General features: G+C 60.0%; 15 protein-coding genes. 12 read left to right on the top strand and 3 right to left on the bottom strand.

What is annotated here, in order from left to right:
- Window positions 1-34: 34 nt before the first annotated feature.
- Window positions 35-1537: a sodium/proton antiporter NhaB gene (gene nhaB, locus AC1DIH_RS00195; RefSeq protein WP_477770148.1), complete on the top strand. Its 1503-nt coding sequence runs from the start codon at window positions 35-37 to the stop codon at window positions 1535-1537.
- A gap of 126 nt (window positions 1538-1663) precedes the next feature.
- On the opposite strand, the gene zwf is transcribed toward nhaB, so the two are convergent.
- Together zwf and gnd are read right to left on the bottom strand one after the other, a co-directional pair.
- Complete coding sequence (zwf, locus tag AC1DIH_RS00190) at window positions 1664-3178, bottom strand: glucose-6-phosphate dehydrogenase (protein ID WP_477770147.1); 1515 nt, start codon at window positions 3176-3178, stop codon at window positions 1664-1666.
- On the bottom strand, window positions 3175-4179 hold the full coding sequence (gene gnd / locus AC1DIH_RS00185; protein ID WP_477770514.1) for a phosphogluconate dehydrogenase (NAD(+)-dependent, decarboxylating): 1005 nt from the start codon (window positions 4177-4179) through the stop codon (window positions 3175-3177). Before gnd ends, zwf begins: the two co-directional genes overlap by 4 nt.
- A 251-nt stretch (window positions 4180-4430) precedes the next feature.
- Here gnd and AC1DIH_RS00180 point away from each other — a divergent pair, with 251 nt between their 5' ends.
- On the top strand, window positions 4431-4580 hold the full coding sequence (locus tag AC1DIH_RS00180) for a DUF6026 family protein (RefSeq protein ID WP_477770146.1): 150 nt from the start codon (window positions 4431-4433) through the stop codon (window positions 4578-4580).
- A gap of 77 nt (window positions 4581-4657) precedes the next feature.
- On the opposite strand, the gene AC1DIH_RS00175 is transcribed toward AC1DIH_RS00180, so the two are convergent.
- On the bottom strand, window positions 4658-5149 hold the full coding sequence (locus AC1DIH_RS00175) for a GNAT family N-acetyltransferase (RefSeq protein WP_477770145.1): 492 nt from the start codon (window positions 5147-5149) through the stop codon (window positions 4658-4660).
- A gap of 417 nt (window positions 5150-5566) precedes the next feature.
- On the opposite strand from AC1DIH_RS00175, the gene AC1DIH_RS00170 reads away from it, so the two are divergent.
- From AC1DIH_RS00170 to AC1DIH_RS00125, 10 genes are all read left to right on the top strand, one after another.
- Window positions 5567-6691 (top strand): C45 family autoproteolytic acyltransferase/hydolase, encoded by a 1125-nt coding sequence (locus tag AC1DIH_RS00170; protein WP_477770144.1) that lies wholly within the window; start codon window positions 5567-5569, stop codon window positions 6689-6691.
- Between the two features lie 117 nt (window positions 6692-6808).
- Entirely contained in the window at window positions 6809-8371 is a 1563-nt protein-coding gene (locus tag AC1DIH_RS00165; protein WP_477770143.1) for an ABC transporter substrate-binding protein, read from the top strand.
- A gap of 10 nt (window positions 8372-8381) precedes the next feature.
- Window positions 8382-9323, top strand: a complete 942-nt coding sequence (locus AC1DIH_RS00160; protein ID WP_477770142.1) for an ABC transporter permease — start codon at window positions 8382-8384, stop codon at window positions 9321-9323.
- Window positions 9320-10180 (top strand): ABC transporter permease, encoded by an 861-nt coding sequence (locus AC1DIH_RS00155; RefSeq protein ID WP_477770141.1) that lies wholly within the window; start codon window positions 9320-9322, stop codon window positions 10178-10180. The genes AC1DIH_RS00160 and AC1DIH_RS00155 overlap by 4 nt, the downstream gene beginning before the upstream one ends.
- A gap of 2 nt (window positions 10181-10182) precedes the next feature.
- Window positions 10183-11832: an ABC transporter ATP-binding protein gene (locus AC1DIH_RS00150; RefSeq protein WP_477770140.1), complete on the top strand. Its 1650-nt coding sequence runs from the start codon at window positions 10183-10185 to the stop codon at window positions 11830-11832.
- A 103-nt stretch (window positions 11833-11935) separates the two neighbouring features.
- Window positions 11936-13210, top strand: coding sequence for an OprD family porin (locus tag AC1DIH_RS00145; RefSeq protein WP_477770139.1), 1275 nt, complete (start codon window positions 11936-11938; stop codon window positions 13208-13210).
- 222 nt (window positions 13211-13432) lie between these two features.
- Complete coding sequence (locus tag AC1DIH_RS00140) at window positions 13433-14743, top strand: ABC transporter substrate-binding protein (RefSeq protein ID WP_427527977.1); 1311 nt, start codon at window positions 13433-13435, stop codon at window positions 14741-14743.
- A gap of 157 nt (window positions 14744-14900) precedes the next feature.
- Window positions 14901-15827, top strand: coding sequence for a carbohydrate ABC transporter permease (locus AC1DIH_RS00135; RefSeq protein ID WP_054597529.1), 927 nt, complete (start codon window positions 14901-14903; stop codon window positions 15825-15827).
- Window positions 15828-15835: 8 nt separating this feature from the next.
- Window positions 15836-16666: a carbohydrate ABC transporter permease gene (locus tag AC1DIH_RS00130; protein WP_145016082.1), complete on the top strand. Its 831-nt coding sequence runs from the start codon at window positions 15836-15838 to the stop codon at window positions 16664-16666.
- Window positions 16667-16701: 35 nt separating this feature from the next.
- Window positions 16702-17805, top strand: coding sequence for an ABC transporter ATP-binding protein (locus AC1DIH_RS00125; RefSeq protein WP_477770138.1), 1104 nt, complete (start codon window positions 16702-16704; stop codon window positions 17803-17805).
- Window positions 17806-17814: the final 9 nt, after the last annotated feature.

Raw genomic sequence — 17814 nt, 5'->3', positions numbered from 1 at the left:
CAAGTTGCGCGCTTCTTGATAGAAGGAGCAACTGATGTCCGGCTCAATGGCCCAGGCGTTCACGCACAATTTCCTCGGGCATTCACCGCGCTGGTACAAGGCGAGCATTCTCGCCTTCCTGATTCTCAACCCGCTGGTGCTGTGGACGGCAGGTCCGGTGGCCGCGGGCTGGTTGCTGGTGGCAGAGTTCATTTTCACCCTGGCCATGGCGCTCAAGTGCTACCCACTGATGCCGGGTGGCCTGTTGATGGTCGAAGCACTGCTGTTGCGCATGACCACGCCTGAAGCGCTGTATGAGGAGCTGCAGCATAACTTTCCGGTGATCCTGCTGCTGATGTTCATGGTGGCGGGCATTTACTTCATGAAAGACCTGCTGCTGTTCCTGTTTTCGCGGCTATTGCTTGGGGTTCGCTCCAAGGCACTGCTGGGGCTGATGTTCTGTTTTCTGTCGGCGTTCTTGTCGGCGTTTCTCGATGCGTTGACAGTGACCGCCGTGATCATCAGTGCGGCCGTAGGGTTTTACTCGGTCTATCACCGCGTGGCGTCGGGCAACGATCCGCGGCAGGACAGCGAATTCAGCGACGATCAGAACCTGCCGGTCCTGCATCACGAAGACCTTGAACAGTTCCGTTCATTCCTGCGCAGCCTGCTGATGCACGGCGCCGTAGGCACCGCGCTCGGGGGTGTCTGCACCCTGGTGGGTGAGCCGCAGAACCTGCTGATCGGCCATGAAATGGGCTGGCACTTTGCAGACTTCTTTCTGAAGGTCGCCCCGGTTTCGCTGCCGGTACTGGTAGCGGGCCTGGCGACCTGTGTGTTGCTGGAGAAACTGCGCTGGTTCGGTTATGGCACCTTGTTGCCAGACAACGTTCGCGTGGTGCTGGCCAACTATGCGGCACAGGACAACGCCGAACGCACCGCCCGCCAACGCGCAGCACTGCTGGTACAAGGCGCGGCCGCACTGATTCTGATTGCCGGGTTGGCGTTTCACATTGCCGAGGTCGGGCTGATCGGCTTGATGGTGATCGTCTTGATCACGGCGTTCACCGGCATTACCGAAGAGCACCGGATCGGCAATGCCTTCAAGGATGCGATGCCGTTTACCGCCTTGCTGGTGGTGTTCTTCGCCGTTGTGGCAGTGATTCACGATCAGCAACTGTTCACGCCGCTGATCCAGTGGGTGCTGTCCCTGCCGGCAGATCAGCAACCGGGCATGTTGTTTATCGCCAATGGCGTGTTGTCGGCCATCAGCGATAACGTGTTCGTGGCGACGATCTACATCACCGAGGTGAAACAGGCATTCATCTCCGGCCATATGAGCCGCGAGCATTTCGAAACGCTGGCGATTGCCATCAATACCGGCACCAACCTGCCCAGCGTGGCAACACCCAATGGTCAGGCAGCGTTCCTGTTTTTGCTGACCTCGGCAATCGCCCCGCTGATTCGGCTGTCTTACGGCCGCATGGTCTGGATGGCATTGCCGTACACCGTGGTGATGGGCGTACTGGGCTGGTATACGGTGAGCTACTGGTTGTAACACTTACCCTGTGGGAGCGAGCCTGCTCGCGATAGCGGATTGTCAGTCAACTTAGATGTTGCCTGACACACCGTCATCGCGAGCAGGCTCGCTCCCACAGGTTTTTTGTGTAAATGAATACCTGGCTTATCCGAGGCTGTGCCAGACGCGGCCGTCGCGGGCCAGTAACTGATCAGCCGCATCCGGGCCATTTTCGCCCGCAGCATAGGTTTGCACACTGGCGTCTTCTTTCCAGGCATCGAGGAACGGCTGAACCGCGCGCCAGCCATTTTCGATATTGTCAGCGCGCTGAAACAGCGTCTGATCACCGGTCAGGCAGTCGTAGATCAAGGTTTCATACCCAGTGGACGGCTGCATCTCGAAGTAATCCTTGTAGGCAAAACCCAGCTCGATGTTAGCCATGTTCAGCGCAGGTCCCGGACGCTTGGCCAGCAGGTCGAACCACATGCCTTCATTGGGCTGAATCTGGATCCTCAGGTAAGTCGGCTGCAACTCATCGACTTCGGTGTCGCGAAACTGCGCGTAGGGCGCAGGCTTGAAGCAGATGGCGATCTCGGTGTCGCGTACGCTCATGCGCTTGCCGGTGCGCAAGTAGAACGGCACGCCGACCCAACGCCAGTTGTCGATCATCACCTTGAGCGCAACGAAGGTTTCCGTCGTGCTGTCTGGCGCGACATTGGGTTCTTCGCGGTAACCGGCCAACGGCTTGCCGGCGATTTCACCGGCAACATACTGACCGCGTACCGAATTGGCTCGCGCCTCTTCGGTGGACCAGGGACGAATCGCCCCCACCACCTTGGCTTTTTCACCACGCACCGCATCGGCACCGAAGGCTGCCGGCGGTTCCATCGCAACCATCGCCAGCAACTGGAACAGGTGATTAGGCACCATGTCCCGTAGCGCCCCCGTGTGCTCATAAAAACTGCCACGGGTTTCGACACCAACGGTTTCTGCGGCGGTGATTTGTACGTGGTCGATGTAATGGTTGTTCCAGAACGCTTCGAACAGGCTGTTGGAGAACCGGCTGACCAGAATGTTCTGCACGGTCTCCTTGCCCAGGTAATGGTCGATCCGGTAAATCTGTTTCTCCGTCATGACCTTGAGCAAGCATGCGTTCAACGCTTCGGCGGTGTGCAGATCGGAGCCGAAGGGTTTCTCGACAACGACCCTACGGAAGGCGTCGTCACCCTCTTCCAGCAGCCCGGACGAGCCCAGACGACGCACCACTTCACTGAAAAAGCGCGGCGCGGTGGCCAGATAGAACACCGCGTTGCCGGTCCCACTCTCGGCGATTTTTGCGCCGAGCGCCTGATAGGTGCTGTCGTCGAGAAAATCGCCCTGGACATAACTGATGCCCTTGGCCAGTTTGGCCCAGAGCACCGGGTCCAGAGAGTCATGGCCGACCTTGTTGGCCACCTCGGCGCGAATGAAGTCTTCAAGCTTTTTGGCGAAGTCCGCGTCGCTGATCGCATTGTGGTCGACACCGATGATCCGCAATCCATCGCCGAGCAAACCGTCACGACTGAGGTTGTACAGCGCCGGCATCAGCAAGCGCTTCACCAGGTCGCCGTGAGCACCGAACAGGAACAGCGTGGTAGGTGGTGCGGGGTGTGCCTTGGATTTCTTGCGGATCGAGGTCATTTTTTCGGCGTCTCGACATGGCCGCCAAAGCCGAAGCGCATGGCCGACAGCAGCTTGTCGCCATAAGTGCTTTGCTGGCGCGAACGGAAACGGGCAAACAGCGAGTTGGACAATACCGGCACCGGCACCGATTGTTCCATGGCCGCTTCGATGGTCCAGCGACCTTCGCCGCTGTCAGCCACGGCACCGGAGTAGCCATCGAGTTTCGGATCGCTGGCCAAGGCATCGGCCGTCAGGTCCAGCAACCAGGACGAGACGACGCTGCCACGACGCCAGACTTCGGCGATATCGGCCACGTTCAGATCAAAGCGCTGATCTTCCGGCAGATTCTCCGAGGCTTTGGTCTTGAGGATGTCGAAACCTTCGGCAAATGCCTGCATCATCCCGTATTCGATGCCGTTATGAATCATCTTCACGAAGTGCCCGGAACCTGCAGGGCCAGCATGAATGTAGCCACGCTCGGCACGATCATCTTCGGCAACCCGGTCCTTGGTCCGCGGGATATCACCCAGGCCTGGCGCCAATGCGTCGAACAGCGGATCGAGGCGATCAACCACGTCAGCGTCACCGCCGATCATCATGCAGTAACCGCGCTCCAGCCCCCAGACTCCGCCGGAGGTGCCGACATCGATGTACTTCAGGCCCTTTTCCGACAAGGTTTTCGCGCGGCGGATATCGTCCTTATAGAAGGTGTTGCCGCCATCGATGATCACATCGCCGGCGTCCAGCAACTGGCTCAGGGTGTCGATGGTTTCTTCGGTCGGCGCGCCTGCTGGCAGCATGACCCAGACCGCTCGGGGTTTATCCAGTGCCGCGACCAGTGCCGGCAAGTCCGCAACGCCAGTGGCGCCCTCTGCACTCAGGGTGTCAACGAACGCGGTGTTACGGTCATAGACCACAGTGGTGTGCCCATTGAGCATCAGGCGCCGCGCAATGTTGCCGCCCATGCGGCCCAGTCCGATAATCCCCAGTTGCATGTGCTGATGCTCCTTACTACAAATAAAGGTGTGCCAAAGGTTATAGCGCAATGAGCCTGATTAAGGTTAGTCCAGAGCGCTGCAACATAGTTTCCGGACGATTTGCCCGAGCTATAGGGATAACGTCCCAAACGTTGGCGAAGACACAGGGACCGCAAAAAATAAAAAAGTTCCATAAATAATAAAAAGAAACCAGAATCGGCGCCGACAGTGGTTCGGCCGTGGCTCCAGAGCAATCCGACCACCGATGTGACACGCCATTTGCGAGGTGAGCAATGGGCACCGTAGTAAACGTACAACCCCCACAGACTCTCTACGTGACGATTCGTCGTGACGAATTGCGCCAGCTCAAAGCCGAACGCGAACGACTGCTCGAGCAGGTCGCGCAACTGCGCCTGTTGCTTGCTTCAACCACCAAGCCGTAATCTCTTCGGGGGCTGGTTCCAGCCCCCGCTTTCTGCGCAGCATTGATGTGCACTCCCCTCAGAAGCGCCGTTCTTTTCTAAAGCGACTTGATCCAGAACAGCATGCGGCCATGAGCGGGATCGAACATCCCCGCCGAAAACCCGAACTTGCTATAGGAACCCTGTGCAACCGCGTTGCCTTCCAGCACTTCCAGAGTGATTTTGCAGCAGCCGCGCTGACGGGCAATGTCCTCGACCTTTTGCAGCATTTTCTGGCTCAGGCCCAGCCCGCGAAATTTTCCGACCACCATTACGTCATGGACATTGACCAGTGGACGGCAAGCAAAGGTCGAAAAACCTTCGAAGCAATTCACCAGCCCGGCAGGCTCCCCGTGAACGAACGCCAGGACACTGAACGCATGAGGTCGCTTGGCCAGTTCGCCGGGCAGTTGCTGCAAGACATCGGCCGATAACGGTGTGCCGCCGCCCATCGGGTCTTCAGCGTAGTGATTCAGAACCAGACTGATCGCTTCGGCGTGTATCGGGTTGGTGTAGCTGGCCTGGAGGACCAGGATTTCTGCGGATTCCATTTCCATCCTCGATCAAACAATGAGTGTGCATCCCTGCGCGCATCGTCTGCCTGCGCCTGGGTCAGGCGACATTAGCGTGACTGGAACGCTGCGGACAACCACCAAATCATCACAGCCCGGTGTTTTTACCGCACGCGCTACAGGGCAACGTCCTTCGTCACTCATACGTACAAAAAGCAGGACCTTTCCGATTTTTACGAAAGCTAAATACACAGAATATAAACAACACAGCAGGCGACACGTTTTAAACATCGCTACACCACCGACAAACAGGGCCTTTGCGCACATAACGCAGCCGATAGCCCGCCGTAGGATTCCCACAGCAAGGTTTTATTGGTCATCCAAAAGCATTGACAGCCCGTTTATATCCGGCAACTCTTGTACCCAACACAAACAAAAAACATGAGATTGCCAACTATGAGCCACTCCCCTTTCCCTCTCGTCGAGATCAGCGGCACCCCCTTCGACCGCGGTTTCCAATACGGTCAAGCGGTCAGTCAGCGCATTCACAAAAGCATCGAGATCTACTCTGTCCAACTGCTGAAGATGGGTTACACCTGGGCCGACATCCGTGGCTTTGCAAATGAGTTCGTGCCCGGCATCGAAGCATTCGAACCGGAATACGCTCAGGAAATGCGCGGTATCGCCGAGGGTGCAGGCTGCGATTTCGAAGCCATCGTGCTGATCAACGCCCGCACCGAGATCATCCAGCTGGGCCGACGCAAGGCTCGCCTGCCAGATCCGGATGGCTGCACTGGCGCGGTGATTCTGCCGACAGCATCGGCCGCCAACGAAGTGATTCACGGACAAAACTGGGACTGGCGCGCGGAATGTGCCGAGAGCGCCATTGTGCTGAAAGTCCTGCGCGAAGACGGCCCGGATGTACTGACCTTCACCGAAGCCGGCGGCCTGGCCCGCAACGGCTTGAACTCGATCGGCACCGCGATTACCGCCAACTACCTGGAGTCCGAACGCGACTACACCCAGGTCGGCGTGCCACTGCCATTCATTCGACGCAAGGCGCTGGAGGCCGCGCATTTTGCGCTGTCGATCAAGGTGGTCGCCACCACGGCCAAATCCACCTCCAACAACATGATGCTCAGTCACGCTGGCGGCTATGCGATCAACTTTGAATGCGCCCCGGATGAAGTCTTCCCGATTCAGGCCGAACAGGGGTTGCTCGTACACGCCAACCATTGGCAGAGCCCGGTGGCATTGGGCAAGTTGCGTGAAGCCGGCTTGAACAGCGTTCCGGAAAGCCTCTATCGCGACGTGCGGGTGCGGCAAATCCTCAGCGAAACACCCGGGCAATTGACCGCCGAGCACCTGAAAAAAGCCTTCTTCGATGACTTCGGCACGCCGTGGGCGGTGTGTCGTCCACCACTTTCCAACATGGCCGGCAACCTGTCGGCCACCGTGGCCATGGTGGTGATGCGTCCGGCCAAGGGGCTGATGGAAGTCGCACCGCTGCCGGCCGTGAACCGCGAATTCACTGCCTATTCGCTGGCCATGGAGGGCGACATCAACCGCTACCTCAAGTAACTCACGCGACACCCTGCCCTGCGGGCGGCACGACAAGAACAATGACAATAAACAACTAACGGTTTGCGACGCCTGCCGGCTCTCACCGTCGCAAACCGCCTATGGAGAATCACTCCCGTGCATACATTCACTCGTATCGCCCTGACGCTAGGGTTCAGCAGTTTCGTTCTTGGCAGTCTCAGCGCCGAAGCCGCCAGCACTCTGCGGGTGGCCCTCAATGCGGACATCCGCAGCACCGATCCCGGCGTCAATCGCGATGAAAACACCGACGCGGTGGTGCTGCACATCGTCGAAGGCCTGGTGGCTTACCGCGAAGACGCCTCGGTCGGCACGCTGCTGGCCAGCAAGGTCGAGGTGTCGGCCGATGGCCTGGAGTACCGTTTCACCCTGCGTGACGGCGTGAAGTTTCATAACGGTGCCGCCCTCACGTCCGTCGACGTGCTGTGGACCTGGAAACGCTATCTCGACCCACAAACCCAATGGCGTTGTCTTGCAGACTTCGATGGCCGCGGGGTGGCGAAAGTCGCCGACATCAGCGCGCCGAATCCGTTGACCGTGGTCTTCACGCTGGACAAACCCAATGGCCTGTTCCTCGCACAGATGGCCCGTTCCGATTGCGGCGGTACCGGCATCCTGCACCGCTCCTCCGTCGATGCGAACGGCAAGTGGCAAGCACCGATCGGCACCGGGCCGTTCAGGCTCGTCGAATGGAAACCGGGGCAATACGTCGACCTGCAACGCTTTACCGACTACAGCGCCCGTCCGGAGACAGCCACCGACGGCTACACCGGCAACAAGCAGGCGTTTATCGATAACCTGCGCTTCATGGTCATCCCTGATGCCGCTTCAGCCAAAGCCGCGTTGCAATCCAAAGGCGTCGATGTGCTGCCGGATGTCACGGTGATGGACGCCCACGAACTTGGCGCCTTGCCAGGCATCAAGACCTCCAGCAGCGCCAACATGTCGCTCAACGCCCTGCTGTTCCAGACCCGCGACCCACTGCTCAAGGACGTGCGTATCCGACGTGCCATCGCACTGTCGCTGGACAGCGAACAAATGGTCCAGGCACTCACCGAAGGCACGTCCCACGCCAACAACTCGGTGGTGCCAGACACCAGCCCGTACCACAAAACCGTTCAGAAACAGGGCTACAAAGCCAACATCGAAGAAGCCAAGCGCCTGCTCAAGGAAGCCGGTTACAACGGCCAGCCGCTGAAAATCATCACCAACAAACGCTACCAGAGCGTGTTCGACATGGCCGTACTGAGCCAGGCCATGGCCCAGGCAGCCGGGTTGAACATCGATATCGAAACCCTCGAATGGGGCACGCAACTGGAGCGCTACCAGAGCGGTGCGTACCAGATCATGGCGTTCTCCTATTCGGCGCGCTTCGACGCGGCGCTGAACTTCGAGTCGGTGATGGGCGACAAGAACCAGCAACCCCGCAAGGTCTGGGACAACCCCCTGGCGCAGGGCTGGATGCTTGAGTCCATGCGCGAAATCGTACCGGTCAAACGTCAGGCCCTGTTCGATCAGTTGCACCAACAGATGCTTGCCGATGTACCGATGGTGGTGATGTACAACGGTAGCACCGTCGGTGCCTTTCAGGATCGGGTCGAAGGTTACCGCTCCTGGCCCATCGCCAAACCGCGCCTGTGGGGCGTGAAACTGGCCGACTAGGAGATCGATCATGTTGCGATTTATCGCTCAACGCCTGGCACTGTCGGTGCCGACCCTGTTGCTGATCTCCGTGGTGGTGTTCGCGCTGATCCGCTTCATCCCCGGCGACCCGGCGCTGCTGATGCTCGGCGATATGGCCGACCCGCAAAGCCTGGCCAGCACCCGCGCGGCATTGGGGCTGGATCACTCGATCGGCGTGCAGTTCGCGTATTGGTTGCAGTCGGTGCTCAGTGGCGACCTCGGCGTGTCGATCACCAGCAAACAACCGGTGCTCGAACTGATCCTCGACCGTTTCTCGGTCAGCGCCAGCATCGTGCTGGTGGCGGTGCTGCTGGCGGCGTTGATTGCCGTTCCAGCAGGCCTGTTCGCGGCCTGGAAACAGGACAGCGCGCTGGACCTCGGGCTGGTCACCGGCGCAACCCTGTTGCTGTCGATTCCCAGTTTCTGGCTCGGTTTGCTGTTGCTCTACGCGTTCGGGATCAAGCTCAACTGGCTGCCCGTGGTGGGTTATGTGCCGTTCGCCCAGAACCCCGCTGAAGCCGTGACCTATCTGGTGCTGCCGATTGTCACCCTGACGCTGGTGGAATTGGGCGCCATAACCCGGATGGCCCGGGCCAGCACCATCGAGGTGCTGCGGCTGGAATACATCGCCCACGCCAGAGCCAAGGGCTTGTCGGAACGCGCGGTACTGTGGCGCCACGCACTGCCGAATGCCTTTGCGCCAACCTGGACCTTGATCGGCCTGATCCTCGGCAATTTGCTGGGCGGCATCGCGGTACTGGAAACGGTGTTCACCCTGCCTGGCATCGGTCGCTTGATGGTCGACGCCATCTACGCTCGCGACTACCCCGTGCTGCAAGGCTGCCTGCTGCTGATCACTTTCATCTACGTGGCGGTCAACCTGCTGGTCGACCTGCTCTATCCACTCTTCGACCCAAGGGTGAAATTATGACCGTCTCCCTGCTTTCCGTGAACGCTACGCCCGCGCGTCGCCCGCTGCGCTGGCCACCGGCAAACGCCTTGATCGGCGGCACGTTGCTGGTGTTGTTGATCAGCATGGCGCTGGTCGGTGTGTTCTGGACACCTTACGACCCGCTGAAAATCGATCTGCTGTCGCGCCTCAAGGCCCCCTCGGCGCTGCATTGGCTAGGCACCGACGAGTTTGGCCGTGACGTGCTCAGCCGCTTGATCATTGGTGCGCGCACCAGTTTGTGGATCAGCTTGCTGACGGTGTGCCTGGCGCTGTTTTTCGGCAGTGTGATCGGCATGCTCGCCGGTTACCTGCGGGGCTGGACCGATCGCCTGCTGATGATGATCAACGATGCATTGCTGGCGTTCCCCGGCATCCTGATGGCGCTGGGCTTGATGGCGATCATCGGGGCCAGCCAGTACGGCATCGTTCTGGCCTTGAGCATCGCCTACACGCCGTCGGTGGTTCGGGTGGTGCGTGGCAGCGTGCTGTCGCTGCGTGAGCGAGAGTTCATCGAAGCCTCACGGGTCATCGGCAACAGCGAGTTCTACACGCTGTATCGGCACGTCGCCCCCAATTGTGTCGCGCCATTGTGCGTGCTCGCCACCAGCATGTTCGGCTGGACGCTGCTGTCGGAAAGCGCCTTGAGCTTCCTCGGCCTGGGTGTTCCGCCGCCCGCGGCGACCTGGGGCAACATGCTCGCTGCCAGCCGCCCGTACATTGCCAACGCCACCTGGCTCGGCCTGTTCCCGGGGTTGTTCATTGCCCTGGCGTTGGTCGCCATCAACCTGTTCGGCGACGCCTTGCGCGACCGCCTCGACCCCCGAATGAGCCGTTGATCATGCCCAGTCAAAAACCGTTGCTTGAAGTCGACCGCCTGCTGATTCGCGCCGGTGCCGAAGGGCCGTTGGCGGTCAACGATCTGAGTTTCACTGTCGCGCCCGGCGAAATTGTCGCGCTGGTGGGCGAATCCGGGAGCGGCAAGACCATGGCCGCACGCGCAGCGATTGGCCTGCTGCCACTGCCGATGGAAGTCTGTAGCGGTGCGATCCGTTTCGAAGGCCAGGACCTCAGTCAGCTGAGCTGTGCGCAACGGCGTGGCATCCGCGGAGCGCGAATCGGCATGGTGTTCCAGGAACCGATGGTTTCGCTCAACCCGGCCATCCGCATTGGCGAGCAAATGGCCGAAGGTCTGCGCCTGCACACCGACCTGGACAAGGCGCAGATTCGCCAACGCTGCGTGGACATGCTGACGCGCATCGGCATCAGCGACCCCGAGCGCTGCCTGAGCGCCTATCCCCACGAGTTCTCGGGCGGTATGCGCCAGCGGATCATGCTCGCCTCGGTGATGCTGCTGCGCCCGGCGTTGCTGATTGCCGACGAACCCACCACCGCCCTCGACTGCCTGGCGCAACTGGACGTGATCGAGCTGATGCTGGAGCTGACCCGCGAGCAAGGCACGGCGATCCTGTTCATCAGCCACGACCTGTCGCTGGTGGCGCGTTACGCCCACAAGGTGGTGGTCATGCGCCACGGCCAGGCCGTGGAGCAAGGTTCGATCAATCACATTCTGCTGGCCCCGCAACACGCCTACACCCGCCAATTACTCGAAGCACTGCCCAAGCGCGGCGAGCTGGCCGCGTTGCCCGCGACCGACAAACCGCTGGTGGAAATCACTGGTGTCAGTATCGAGCATCCGGGTCAGGCGCGGTTCTGGGGTCAAGCGCAGCCCAAGCGCGCCGTGCACAGCGCCAACCTGTGCATCGCTGCGGGTGAAACCCTGGCATTGGTCGGCGGCAGTGGTTCGGGTAAAACCACACTGGGCCGCGCGCTGGTGGGACTGGTCAAACCCTGTTCCGGCGAGATTCGCTTCAAGGGCATCGATATCCTCAAGGCCGGTCAGCGCGATCATCGGCTGCAATGCCAGATGATCTTTCAAGACCCCTACTCGTCCCTCGATCCGCGGATGCGCATTGGCGAAACCCTCGCCGAACCGTTGCGCCATCTGCCGGAGCTGAGCGAGGAGCAAAAACGTCAGCGTGTCGCCACCACACTGGTGGATATCGGTTTGTCGGAAGCGTACATGGAGCGCTTTCCCCATCAACTGTCGGGCGGTCAACGCCAGCGAGTGGCCATTGGTCGAGCGCTGGTGCGACACCCGCAACTGGTGATCGCCGACGAACCGATTTCGGCGCTGGACATGACCATCCAGAAGCAAATCCTTGAACTGTTCGAGCGCTTGCAGGCGCAGTACGGCTTTGCCTGCCTGTTCATTTCCCATGACCTGGCGGCCGTCGAACGCATCGCCCATCGGGTGGCGGTCATGCACCAGGGCCATATCGTGGAAATCGGCAGCCGCGAAGCGGTCTTCGATAATCCCTTGCACCCCTACACCCGCCAATTGCTGGCAGCCGCCAGTCCATTGGAACAACTGGCAAGCGGCGGCTACCGGCTGCGACCAAAACCCGAAAACCTGCAGCCCACACCTTAGTCATTACTGACTTCACCCAGGGCGCTTTCAGACACCACTGAATGCGCCCATGGCGAAGCCATGCCCAAAAAAACAACAACAAGCCCTCACAGGAGCCAACACCATGAACGCACGACTCATGCAGCACTTGACCTTGATCGGCGGCACCAGCCTGCTGCCGATGGCCGCCGAAGCGGAATTCCTCAAGGACAGCAAGGCCACGCTGGACCTGAAAAACTACTACTTCAACCGCGACTACCGTGAAGGCGATGGTCAGTCCAAGCGCGATGAATGGGCCCAGGGGTTTCTGCTGAACCTGCAATCGGGCTACACCGAAGGCACGGTCGGTTTTGGCCTGGATGCGCTCGGCATGCTTGGGCTGAAGCTCGACTCCAGCCCGGATCGCTCCGGCAGCGGTTTGTTGTCCCGAGAAAGCACAGCCGAACCGGGTAAACCGAGTTACGCCAGGCGTGCCCACGACAGCTATTCCAAGGTAGGCCTGACCGCCAAGGCCCGCGTTGCCAAGAGCGAGCTGCGTGTCGGCCATTTGCTGCCCGACCTGCCGCTGTTGCAACCGAACACCAGCCGAGTGTTGCCGCAGAGCTTCGAAGGCGCCCTGCTCAGCTCGAGCGACATCAAGGGCCTGACCTTACGCGGCGGGCAGATCGATCAGGTCAAACAGCGGGAATCGACCAACTACGAAAAGATGGGGCTGACCAGCCAGAACGGCGCTTACAAGAGCTCGGCAAAAAGCAATGAATTCCGTTTTGGCGGCGCTGATTACCGGTTCAACCCAACGCTGACGGGTAGCTATTACTACGCGCAGCTCGAGGACATTTATCAGCAGCACTATGTCGGTCTCAAGCACAGCCTGGCGCTGGGCGGCGGCACCCTGAAAAGCGATATCCGCTATTTCAGCGCCGACGCCGCCGGTGCAGGCCTGGCCGGCACCGTCGACAACCGCGCGTTGAGCACGCGCTTCATGTATGCGATTGCCGGACACTCCATCGGTGGTGGCTTCCAGCAGCAGTACGGTGAAACACCGTTTGCGTATGTCGACGGCAGCAACACCTACCTGTTCACCGAGTACCAACTGAGCAACTTCTCGCAAACCAGGGAACGCGCCTGGCACGCCCGCTACGATTTTGACTTCGCTGCGGTGGGCATTCCAGGGCTGCTGTTCTCCACGCGCTACGCCAAGGGCGATCAGGCGCAGATCAAAAAATTTGTCGGCGAAGGCCGGGAATGGGAGCGTGACATCGACCTGGGCTACACCATCCAGAGCGGACCGCTGAAGAACGTCAGCGCCCGCTGGCGCAACGGTATGAGCAAAAGCAACTACCAACGCGACACCAACGAAAACCGCTTGGTCCTCAGTTACAGTGTCAAACTGTGGTAAGACGACATTAAAGAAAGTCGCAGGCTGCGCCATCTCCAACAAAGAGCTGGCGTAGCCTGCGATCTTTCCAGGTGCAAAATAGTATCAGTGCAAGTGCTACCAATGATTTGTCATCGCGTGTGTTGAGGGCTGTAATCAGCCTCAGATTCTTCCTACCTCCGGAAGACACAAAAACAATAACTGTCCTTCTGCTGCCCCCAGGGCTCAGAAGAGGAGTGCGCGATGAAACCCACTGTAAAAGCTCTGCTTGCCTGCACCTGCATGACCCTCAGCAGCGTCAGCCTTGGCGCACAAACCCTGACCATTGCCACCGTCAACAATAGCGACATGATCCGCATGCAAAAGCTCTCGAAAACCTTCGAGGCCGAGCACCCGGAGATAAAGCTCAATTGGGTGGTACTGGAAGAAAACGTCCTGCGTCAGCGCCTGACCACCGACATCGCCACCCAGGGCGGCCAGTTCGATGTGTTGACCATCGGCATGTACGAAGCTGCACTGTGGGGCGCCAAGGGCTGGCTCGAACCAATGAAGGACCTCCCTGCCAGTTATGCGCTCGACGACGTATTCCCTTCCGTACGTGAAGGCCTGTCGGTCAAGGGCACGCTGTACGCCCTGCCGTTCTATGCCGAAAGCTCCATGACCTATTACCGCACCGACCTGTTCAAGGACGCAGGCCTGGCCATGCCCGAGCATCCAACCTGGGAGCAGATCGGCGAATTCGCTGGCAAACTCAACAAACCCGACCAGGAACAGTACGGTATCTGCCTGCGCGGCAAGGCCGGCTGGGGCGAGAATATGGCGCTGATCACCACCATCGCCAACGCCTACGGCGCACGCTGGTTCGATGAGAAGTGGCAGCCGGAATTCAGCGGTCCCGAGTGGAAGAACGCGCTGAGCTTCTACGCCGACACCATGAAAAAGTCCGGCCCGCCGGGTGCTTCCAGCAACGGTTTCAATGAGAACCTCGCGCTGTTCAACAGCGGCAAGTGCGCGATCTGGGTCGACGCCAGCGTCGCCGGTTCGTTCGTCACCGACAAGACTCAAAGCAAAGTCAGCGACCACGTCGGCTTCACCTACGCACCCCACCAAGTGACCGACAAAGGCTCGGCCTGGTTGTACTCCTGGGCACTGGCGATCCCCACCAGCTCCAAAGCCAAGGACGCGGCGAAAACCTTCAGCGCCTGGGCCACCTCCAAAGAGTACGGCGCATTGGTGGCCGAGAAGGACGGCATCGCCAACGTGCCGCCTGGCACTCGCGCCTCGACCTACAGCGCGGCCTACATGAATGCTGCGCCGTTCGCCAAGGTCACGCTGGAATCACTGAAGGTTGCCGATCCGGGCAAACCGACCCTCAAGCCGGTGCCCTACATCGGCATCCAGTTGGTGACCATTCCCGAGTTCCAGGCCGTTGGCACCCAGGTCGGCAAGCTGTTCTCCGCCGCGCTGATCGGCCAGACCACCGTCGACCAGGCCCTGGCGGCGGCCCAGCAAACCACCGAACGTGAAATGAAGCGCGCCGGTTATCCCAAGTAACTGGGAAACCCCTGTGGGAGCGAGCCTGCTCGCGATGAGGCCATGACATTCAACATCCATGTCGGCTGATCGATCGCTATCGTCGGATCGCCGCCCGGAGCAAGCTCACTCCCACAATTGATCTTCATTTGCCTGTTCTCAATCGGTTGTGATTGCCATGAATACCTCGACTCTCAAAGCACAAATGGATATCCCGGCGCCGCTGCGTAAAAGCCGGCTGGCCAACCCGGGCTGGTTTCTGGTCAGCCCTTCAGTGGCGCTGTTGTTGCTGTGGATGATCGTGCCACTGGGCATGACCCTGTACTTTTCGCTGATCCGCTACAACCTGCTGTACCCCGGCGACAACGCGTTCGTCGGGCTGGAGAACTTCAGCTACTTCCTGACCGACTCGGGTTTCCTGCCGGGCGCCACCAACACCTTGTTGCTGGTCGGCAGCGTGCTGCTGATCAGCGTGGTGTTCGGCGTATTGATCAGCGCCTTGCTGGAGGCCAGTGAGTTCCTTGGTCGCGGAATCGTGAGGGTGATGTTGATCTCGCCGTTCTTCATCATGCCTACCGTCGGCGCGCTGATCTGGAAGAACCTGATTTTCCATCCGGTGTCGGGGATTCTCGCGGCCGTGTGGAAGCTCTTCGGCGCGCAACCGGTGGACTGGCTCGCGCACTATCCGTTGCTGTCGATCATCATCATTGTCTCGTGGCAATGGCTGCCCTTCGCGATCCTGATCCTGATGACCGCCATGCAGTCGCTCGACCAGGAACAGAAAGAAGCGGCACGCCTGGATGGCGCCGGCCCCATCGCGATCTTCTGGCACCTGACCCTGCCGCACCTGGCGCGACCGATTGCGGTGGTGGTGATGATCGAAACCATCTTCCTGCTTTCGGTGTTCGCCGAAATCTTCACCACCACCAACGGTGGCCCCGGCTACGCCTCGACCAACCTCGCCTACCTGATCTACAACCAGGCGCTGGTGCAGTTCGACGTCGGCATGGCCTCGGCCGGTGGCCTGATCGCGGTGGTGATTGCCAACATTGCGGCGATCATCCTGGTGCGGATGCTCGGCAAAAACCTGACTGACAAAGCCTGAGGCCTGCCATGACTCTTCAACAATCCCGTCGCCTGCAAAGCCTGCTGCTGGGCACCCTGGCCTGGGCCATCGCGATCCTGATTTTCTTCCCGATCTTCTGGATGGTGCTGACCAGTTTCAAAACCGAAATCGACGCGTTCGCCACGCCGCCGCAATTCATCTTCACGCCGACGCTGGAAAACTACCTGCACATCGAGGAGCGCAGCGGCTACTTCAGCTTCGCCTGGAACTCGGTGGTGATTTCGTTCAGCGCCACCGCCCTGTGCCTGCTGATCGCCGTGCCTGCGGCTTACTCGATGGCGTTCTACGAAACCCAGCGCACCAAAGGCACGCTGCTGTGGATGCTCTCGACCAAGATGCTGCCGCCAGTCGGCGTGCTGATGCCGATCTACCTGCTGGCCAAGAGTTTCGGCCTGCTCGATACGCGGATCGCGCTGATCATCATCTACACGTTGATCAACCTGCCGATTGTGGTCTGGATGATTTACACCTACTTCAAGGACATTCCCAAGGACATCCTCGAAGCCGCCCGCCTGGATGGCGCCACGCTGTGGCAGGAAATGGTCCGGGTGCTGCTGCCGATCGCCAAGGGCGGACTGGCATCGACGGTGTTGCTGTCGTTGATCCTGTGCTGGAACGAGGCGTTCTGGTCACTGAACCTGACCTCGTCGAAAGCCGCGCCACTGACCGCGTTGATCGCCTCGTACTCCAGTCCCGAAGGGTTGTTCTGGGCCAAGTTGTCGGCGGTCTCGACGCTGGCCTGCGCACCGATCCTGATCTTCGGCTGGATCAGCCAGAAACAACTGGTCCGCGGCCTATCCTTCGGCGCCGTGAAATAACGCCCCTTTCGAATCATTAAAAGTGGAGGCCCGTCATGGCCCACCTGAAAATCAAGAATCTGCAAAAAGGTTTCGAAGGCTTTTCCATCATCAAAGGCATCGACCTTGAAGTGAACGACCGCGAGTTCGTGGTCTTCGTCGGCCCGTCCGGCTGCGGCAAATCGACCCTGCTGCGGCTGATCGCCGGGCTGGAAGAAGTCACTGCCGGCAGCATCGAACTGGACGGACGGGACATCACCGAAGTCAGCCCGGCCAAGCGTGACCTGGCGATGGTGTTCCAGACCTATGCCCTCTACCCGCACATGAGCGTGCGCAAGAACATGTCCTTCGCCCTCGACCTGGCTGGAGTGAACAAGGCCGAGGTGGAGAAAAAGGTCAACGAAGCGGCACGGATTCTCGAACTCGGGCCGATGCTCGAACGCAAGCCGAAACAGCTCTCCGGTGGCCAGCGTCAGCGCGTGGCGATTGGCCGGGCGATTGTGCGCAACCCGAAAATCTTCCTGTTCGATGAACCACTGTCCAACCTCGACGCCGCCCTGCGGGTACAGATGCGCCTGGAGCTGGCGCGGCTGCATAAAGAACTGCAGGCAACGATGATCTACGTGACCCACGACCAGGTCGAAGCCATGACCCTGGCTGACAAAGTCGTCGTGCTCAACGGTGGTCGGATCGAACAGGTCGGCTCGCCGCTGGAGCTCTATCACCAGCCGGCCAACCTGTTTGTCGCGGGCTTTCTCGGCACCCCGAAAATGGGCTTTCTCAAGGGCAAGGTCACCCGTGTCGAACGCCAGAACTGCGAAGTGCTGCTGGACGCCGGCACTCGCATCACATTGCCGCTGAGCGGTGCCAACCTGAGCATTGGCGGCGCAGTGACGCTGGGTATTCGCCCGGAACATCTGGCACTGGCGCAGCCCGGCGACTGCACCTTGCAAGTCACCGCCGACGTCAGCGAACGCCTGGGCAGCGACACCTTCTGCCACGTGCTGACCGCCTCCGGTGAAGCCCTGACCATGCGCATTCGCGGGGATCTGGCGAGCCGTTATGGTGAACAACTGAGCCTGCACCTGGACGCCGAACACTGCCACTTATTCGATGCCAACGGGGTGGCGGTGGCCAGACCGCTGCGCGCCGCTGCCTGATTGCCGAGA

The organism is Pseudomonas sp. 05N36 (assembly GCF_056397385.1).
Note: the sequence above shows the minus strand (reverse complement) of the source record. Positions and strands in the feature narration are given on the sequence as shown.